Raw genomic sequence first — 6,464 nt, forward strand, 5'->3', positions numbered from 1 at the left:
GGGATTCAGTTCCAGATCTACCCCCGTCGCGCGAGGTTTCGGCCGGTCTTGACACAGATCTGACTCCGGCGACCGCAATCCTGACGCGGTGTTGGCGCGGGCCCTACGCCGTGGTCGCCTTCGCGACCGCGTCGCGAGTGAGACCGGTCAGCTTGTCGACGTTCTCGGGGGTGGCCGGATAGCCGGCCGACGTCACCCCGACGACATATGTGCCGTCGAGTGCGCCGTACCCGATGTGAGTGTCTTCGCCCTGGGTGACGGCACCGGCGAACGCCTTGTCGCCCACATCGGCCGGCGCGGGCAGCGCCACGAATCCCTGGACGACTTCACTCTTGCCGATCGCCTGCTCGAATGCGGTGGAGGCCGCGTCGGGGCTGGGGTACCGATCCACCGAGATGGTGACTCTTCGCCCGTCTCCGCCTTCGTAGATCACCATTCTGGTCGCTTCGGGGGCACCGGCCGCGGTGGAGTTCTCACTCGTCGCGGTCTGTCGCTCGATCTCCGGGAAGTAGTTCTGCACTCCGTCCAACGCGACGACCACGTCCTCGGGCAAGAGGTTCGTGTCCGACGTCGTCTGGTCCTGCTGCGATTCGGCATCGGACCCGGAGTCCTGCTGCCCACACCCGGCCGCAAGCAGGACTCCTGCCAGGACGATCGAGAGGAAGGCGAGACCGCCGCGCCTACGCACACCGTGCCGCTCCGTCGATTGCACCACGCCGGATACCCCTAACTGCTCGGGACGAACCACCCGTCGAGCCTAGTATGGAAAAGATCCGAGTACCTGCAGTTTCGACGCCGCCCACCCAGTTTCGGCGTCCGGCCAACGCTGTGAGGAGTCCACGTGACGAGCGAGGGAAGCATCCGGATCGGCAGCCGGACCATTACATATCTCGAAGCCGGTGACCCGCGCGGACCGCTCGTGCTACACAACCACGGCGGACCGTCCAGCCGATTGGAGGCCGAACTGTTCGACCCGTACGCGAAGGCCAACGGATTGCGATTCGTCTGCGCGGATCGGCCGGGCATCGGCGGGTCCGACCCTCAGCCGGGCCGCACCTTCGAAAGCTGGACCGACGACCTCCTGCTGCTGGCCGACTCGTTCGACGCCGACCGGTTCGCGGTGACCGGGTGGTCCGAGGGCGGACCATGGGCCCTGGCGGCGGCCGCATATCTGGACCCGATGCGCCTCGCCAACGTCGTGTGCATCGCAGGCGGCAACTACGGAACGTTCGGCGCGAACTGGGCCGCGAAGTATCTGAGCAGTGTCGACGCGCTGGGCGGTCGCCTGGCGCTGCACTTCCACCCGGGTTTCACACTCATGTACGAGCTTCTCGGCATGAGTGCCACACATTTCGAGGATCGCTACGGACAGGCGATCAAGAAGTCGGCGTGCGCGGCGGACCAGGAGGTACTGGCCGACGAGGACGTCCTCAAAGCCTTTCTGGGCGCAAGCCGAGAGTGTTTTCGCCACGGCGCAGACGGACTCGTCGTCGACGCCACGATGCTCTACGAGGCCTGGCCGTTCGACATGACCAAAGTAAAACGCCCGGTGCACTTCTGGCAGGGCAGCGCGGACACCCTGGTCCCCGAGGTCATCAACAAGACGGTGGCCGACAGAACCCCGGGCGCCGTCTGGCACCCGGTCAGTGGTGGTGGTCATTTCATCGCCGTCAGCCACGCCGACGACATCCTCGCGCTGACAGCGAACGAGCTTGCGTCAGCATCCAACTGAAAGCCCCGGCCGAGAATGCCACCCCGCTACCACGTCACCTCGGTGTTGAATCGTGCGTCCATCTCGCGATATGGGTTGGACTGGACTCGGATGGGTGCGGCTCGCGGTATCGCAGGGAGCTACAGCCCGGAGCAGCAGGGCTGCTTCCTCGCGGCAGGCGAGTGGGAACGCGACTGGTTCGTGCGGATGAACAACACGGGTGGGGCGGTGGACGTGTGGGAAGTCCACGGCATCGACGACGCCGATCTGGTCCAGTCCCCGGAGGGCCATTTCTACTTCCCCGGTGTCATCGCAGCCTCGGAGATACTGTTGGTGCAACGCGACCTGCCACCGGCCCGGAGCTACTGACTGCATGGGCGTAGAGGTGCCAACCCGCGCGCTCTGTAACGAATTCTTGTTCGCTGCCGAAATTCCAGGGGGCGAGGTACGTCTCGAGTCTCGGGGAGTGAAGAAATGGGAGGGCTCATGAGCAACCAGTTGGGGCGCCGCGCATGCGCTGCGGCACTCACTGCTGTCGGGTTGGGAACCGCTGTCGTGGCAGGAGGGGGTGTGGTCGCACATGCTCAGCCCGCACCACCGACGTCGACGACGATGACGTGCTCGAGCGCGAATCCCCTCGTCTGGGCACCGCCGTTCACGTGGACCGTCAACGCCTCGTCCGGGGAGTCGCTGCGACCGGGTGGGTCGGCGCTGGAGCCGGCGATCCTGCTCAGCGGCGGGAACGAACTGCCCACGCCGCCCGGCGGTCTGATCCCGAGCATCGGAATCAACTGGTACGGCACGCGGGTGTCGGTCGACTGGCACAACACGACCACGGGCGCGAGCGGCCACAGCGTCAGCGATGAGGCTGCGTTGCAGCAGAAGCCGGGAATCCCGATCAACCGGACCTGGACCGGAACCGGGACGGTGTCGTTCACCGTCACCGTCCAGACCGGCGCGGGATGGTGGTTCGTCAATTCTCAGAACGCCGTCTGTCAGGGAACGATCTCCGTCGTCCCCGGTCGGTAACTCGGAACTGTCGGCGGCGTGGCGCACAGTGCCCGCCGCCGACTGTCCTCGATTGTCAGGCGGGAGGTTGCCCGTCGTTCGCCTCGGCGAGTTCGGCAAGCCGGTCAGCGGACGCCAGCAGCCAGTCGGACGTGGTGCTGCGAGCGCGCTCTCGGCGTTTCGGGTCGTCGGTCAGGCGCGACCAATCATAGGTATGCGTGACGCGAACACGGTTCTCGTCGAGCGGCTCGAGCTCCCAGCGCCATAGATGCCCCGGCGGTGGATGGCCCTGCTCCGACGGCGTCCAGGCGATCAGACGCCCCTCCTCGAATTCCACCACGTGGTTGTCGCGGATGCCTGCGTTGGTCAGCGTCATGGTGAACACGTCACCCACGGCGCGCACCCGCTGCCCGGGCGCGGCCTCGGCCAGGTTGCCGTTGCCGTCCCAGCGCGGCTGTTGCGCCGGGTCGGCGATCAGTTCGAAGATCGCCCGCGCCGGAGCGGCGATGACACGGCTTGCGGTGACGACGGTGGGAATCCCGTTCTCCTCGGTCATGACTCGATCAAACCACGAGGCATCACTTGTGGCGTGTTTCCGAGGTACCGTCAGGACCATTGACCGACGGCGATCTGGAGCACCATGTCTCTTCCTACGCTCGGCAAGTCGATCGCGATCACCGGACTGGCGCTGGCCGGCTTGTTCGGTGCCGCCGCCCCGGCCGCGGCGGATCAGACCCAGGACAGGTGGGTGACCATTCCGGACACCGCGACGGTCGCTCACGGCCTTGCCTGTGGCGGCCGGATCGGAGGAGTCACCGTTGCCACCGACTCGCTGCCCGGCCTGGTCTACGTTCGGCTGAACGGGACGTTCGTCGGTGTGTCGTCGACGCAGGGAGTGCTGTGCTCGGTATTCGCGACGTTGCACTGGCGCAACCTGGATACCGGCGCCGCAGGATCATGGTCCGCCGACGTGAGTGGCGGGCTGCTCGACTTCCCGGCGGAGCCGTGGGCCCACCTCGAGACGGGATCCGGTCGCGTCGAGGTCACGCTGACCACCGACCGACCGCACATCCCCAGCACCACGCAGATCAACGTGTATTGAGCACCGGACAACCGAGGAAAGGGCACAACATGCGCAACCTTCGACGTACGGCAATGGCGGGGGCCATGATCGCGGGACTGATGACCGCCGGAACGGCAACGGCGTCGGCCGCGCCGTTCGGCTCTCTCGGTGACGGCCCCGATCTCGCGATCACCCAGGCGAATACCGAAGACGTCAACGCATGCGCCGTGCGCGTCACCAACGAGGGCGACGGTACCGCCACCGGCGTCACGGTCCACACCCCGCTCGTGTACGACAGCACGAACCTCGGCACGCTCGCTCCCGGCGAATCGAAAATCGCCCAGTACTTCGACTGCGGATTCTCCGACCGCATCTTCTATTTCGCCACGACCGCCGGCGAGACCAACTGGGCCGACAACTTCCTGTACCTCGAACTCTGACCGCCCGCGGAGCCACGGCTACGTGTTCGTCCGTCCGTGCGTGTGGCGGAAACGGTGGCTGTGCTGTACAACTAAAACAGCGAGACCGGTTTGTGACATGAACCACACCTAAACGTTACTTTTACACACGGCAATATTGATATGAACGACAGTTCCGGGGGGAAACGGATTTGCGCAGGCAGATTCCGTTTCGGGAACGGTAAGGACACCACATGCTGTTCCCGATGGCGCCGACCGACTCACTGTTTCTGCTCGGCGAGTCCCGCGAGCATCCGATGCACGTCGGCGGCCTGGCGGTGTTCACCCCACCCGAGGGATCGTCGGCGGCCGACGTGCGCGCGATGTTCGATGCGGCGCTGGTCGGCGACCAGGTGGCGGCGCCCTTCCGTAAGCGGGCCCGCCGCTCGGTGACGTCGCTCGGCCAGTGGGGCTGGGACAGCCTTCGGCACGACGAGGTCGATCTGGAACATCACGTGCGCCGCGACGCCCTGCCCCAGCCGGGTGGAATGGCCGAGCTGATGACCCTGGTGTCGCGGCTGCACGGCACCCTGCTCGACCGCAGTCGCCCGTTGTGGGAGATGCACCTGATCGAGGGGCTCGCCGACGGCCGCTACGCGGTCTACACCAAGATCCACCACGCCCTCGCCGATGGTGCGTCGGCGATGCGACTGCTCCGCGACAGCATGAGCGAGGACCCGAATCGCCGGAACATGCCCACCCCCTGGCAGCCCCGGAACACGCTGTCGGCCGTGCCGGACGCGCGGATGGCCGTCACGAGCGGTCCTGGCTCCGCGCTTCCGGCCATGGCGTGGGACGCCGCCCGTGCTGCGGCGGGCGAGGTGGCGGGGCTGCTGCCCGCGGCGTTGGGCACCGTGGACCGCGCCCTGCACGGCAAGGGTGGTGCGTTGTCGCTCACCGCCCCGCACACCCTGTTCAACGTGCCGATCAGCGGGGCCCGTCACGTCGCCGCCCGGTCGTTCCCCATCGAACGGATCCGTCTGCTGGCCAAGCACGCCGACGCCACCATCAACGACATCGTGCTGACGATGTGCGCGGGCACCCTGCGGGCCTACCTGCACACCCGCGACGCGTTGCCGGACAACCCGCTGATCGCGATGGTTCCCGTGTCGCTGCGCGCGCCGGAGACCGGAACCGGTGACCGCGCGCCCGGCGGCAACCGGGTCGGAGTCCTCATGTGCAACCTGGCCACGCACCTTCCCGACCCCGCGCACCGCCTCGAGACGGTGCGCAACTGCATGAACGAGGGCAAGGCCGCCCTGCAGGCGATGAGTCCCGCCCAGGTGCTCGCGATGAGCGCTCTCGGCGCCGCCCCGCTCGGAGTCGAGATGTTCCTCGGCAGGCGGGGGCCGCTGCGTCCGCCGTTCAACGTCGTCATTTCCAACGTCGCGGGACCCCGAACCCCGTTGTACTGGAACGGCGCCCGCCTCGAATCCCTCTACCCGCTGTCGATCCCCACCACCGGGCAGGCACTCAACATCACCTGCACCAGCAGCGACGACCAGATCGTCTTCGGCCTCACCGGCTGCCGCCGCACCGTCCCGGATCTGCACCCCATGCTCGACCACCTCGACGCCGAACTCGATCTCCTCGAAACCGCCGTCGGACTGTGAGGCGTAGACCGTAAACTCTCACCGCCGTCCGGGGCGTGGGTGTCGCGCCGAGATGCGAAGCCTTCTGGCCGGCTTGCGGTTTGCCTGTGGATTCAGTTGGGGCCGATCGAGACCGAATCGCCGATCCGATTCGGTCATCCCTCCCCAGACGCCGTAGGGTTCGCCGACGTCGAGTGCGTGGCGCAGGCATTCGTGGCGAACCGGGCAACTCCGGCAGAGTTCCTGCGCCTGCCTCTCCCGGCGGATTCGCGTTGCCCGGCTTTCGCTGTCGGGCCCGAAGAAGAGATCCGCCCGGGTGGTTCGGCAGAGCGCGCGGGTCTGCCAGTCCCACAAATCGGAGTGGGGCGTCAGCAGACGAACGGTGAGTGTCAAAGATGGCATGGAATAGTCATTTCCGAGGCCTAGTGGTCGTCTTCGCCTCCGAGGCCTAGTGGTCGTCTTCGCCTCCGAGGCCTAGTGGTCGTCTTCGCCGATTCTGTGGACGTGGATCAGGTTGGTCGAGCCTACGGTGCCCGGCGGCGACCCCGCCACGATCACGACGAGTTCACCCTTCTGGTACCGGCCCAGCCCCAGCAACGCGTTGTCGACCTGCCGCACCATCGCATCCGTGC

10 protein-coding genes are annotated in these 6,464 nt (G+C 66.8%); 6 read left to right on the forward strand and 4 right to left on the reverse strand.

The features are described 5' to 3' along the window. Window positions 1-103: 103 nt before the first annotated feature. On the reverse strand, window positions 104-715 hold the full coding sequence (locus tag CA951_RS28090) for a hypothetical protein (protein ID WP_087559955.1): 612 nt from the start codon (window positions 713-715) through the stop codon (window positions 104-106). A gap of 126 nt (window positions 716-841) precedes the next feature. Between CA951_RS28090 and CA951_RS28095 the strand changes: the two genes are divergently transcribed. The 3 genes from CA951_RS28095 to CA951_RS28105 all read left to right on the forward strand — a co-directional run bounded on the left by CA951_RS28095 (window position 842) and on the right by CA951_RS28105 (window position 2,740). Continuing rightward, window positions 842-1,732: an alpha/beta fold hydrolase gene (locus tag CA951_RS28095; protein ID WP_087559956.1), complete on the forward strand. Its 891-nt coding sequence runs from the start codon at window positions 842-844 to the stop codon at window positions 1,730-1,732. A 90-nt stretch (window positions 1,733-1,822) separates the two neighbouring features. Further along, window positions 1,823-2,080 (forward strand): hypothetical protein, encoded by a 258-nt coding sequence (locus tag CA951_RS28100; protein WP_087559957.1) that lies wholly within the window; start codon window positions 1,823-1,825, stop codon window positions 2,078-2,080. Between the two features lie 117 nt (window positions 2,081-2,197). Then, complete coding sequence (locus tag CA951_RS28105; RefSeq protein WP_087559958.1) at window positions 2,198-2,740, forward strand: hypothetical protein; 543 nt, start codon at window positions 2,198-2,200, stop codon at window positions 2,738-2,740. Between the two features lie 55 nt (window positions 2,741-2,795). Here the strand turns inward: CA951_RS28105 and CA951_RS28110 are convergent, their stop codons facing one another. Then, window positions 2,796-3,275, reverse strand: coding sequence for an SRPBCC family protein (locus CA951_RS28110; RefSeq protein WP_087559959.1), 480 nt, complete (start codon window positions 3,273-3,275; stop codon window positions 2,796-2,798). A gap of 84 nt (window positions 3,276-3,359) precedes the next feature. Between CA951_RS28110 and CA951_RS28115 the strand changes: the two genes are divergently transcribed. The 3 genes from CA951_RS28115 (at window position 3,360) to CA951_RS28125 (ending at window position 5,853) form a co-directional block, all read left to right on the forward strand. Next, window positions 3,360-3,821 carry a hypothetical protein gene (locus CA951_RS28115; RefSeq protein WP_087559960.1) on the forward strand — a complete coding sequence of 154 codons (462 nt, stop codon included), beginning with the start codon at window positions 3,360-3,362 and terminating at the stop codon, window positions 3,819-3,821. Between the two features lie 29 nt (window positions 3,822-3,850). Beyond that, the gene (locus CA951_RS28120; protein ID WP_087559961.1) at window positions 3,851-4,222 is read left to right on the forward strand and encodes a hypothetical protein; all 372 of its coding nucleotides are present in this window, start codon (window positions 3,851-3,853) and stop codon (window positions 4,220-4,222) included. A 212-nt stretch (window positions 4,223-4,434) separates the two neighbouring features. Beyond that, window positions 4,435-5,853 carry a wax ester/triacylglycerol synthase family O-acyltransferase gene (locus CA951_RS28125; protein ID WP_087559962.1) on the forward strand — a complete coding sequence of 473 codons (1,419 nt, stop codon included), beginning with the start codon at window positions 4,435-4,437 and terminating at the stop codon, window positions 5,851-5,853. Window positions 5,854-5,871: 18 nt separating this feature from the next. On the opposite strand, the gene CA951_RS28130 is transcribed toward CA951_RS28125, so the two are convergent. Together CA951_RS28130 and CA951_RS42985 are read right to left on the reverse strand one after the other, a co-directional pair. Continuing rightward, on the reverse strand, window positions 5,872-6,234 hold the full coding sequence (locus CA951_RS28130) for a WhiB family transcriptional regulator (RefSeq protein WP_087559963.1): 363 nt from the start codon (window positions 6,232-6,234) through the stop codon (window positions 5,872-5,874). Window positions 6,235-6,306: 72 nt separating this feature from the next. Further along, window positions 6,307-6,464 (reverse strand): pyruvate kinase alpha/beta domain-containing protein (locus tag CA951_RS42985; protein ID WP_373414454.1); only part of this gene is annotated, 158 nt, incomplete at its 5' end.

This window comes from Rhodococcus sp. NCIMB 12038, from assembly GCF_002165735.1.
In the GTDB taxonomy this organism is placed as follows: Bacteria; Actinomycetota; Actinomycetes; order Mycobacteriales; family Mycobacteriaceae; genus Rhodococcus_F.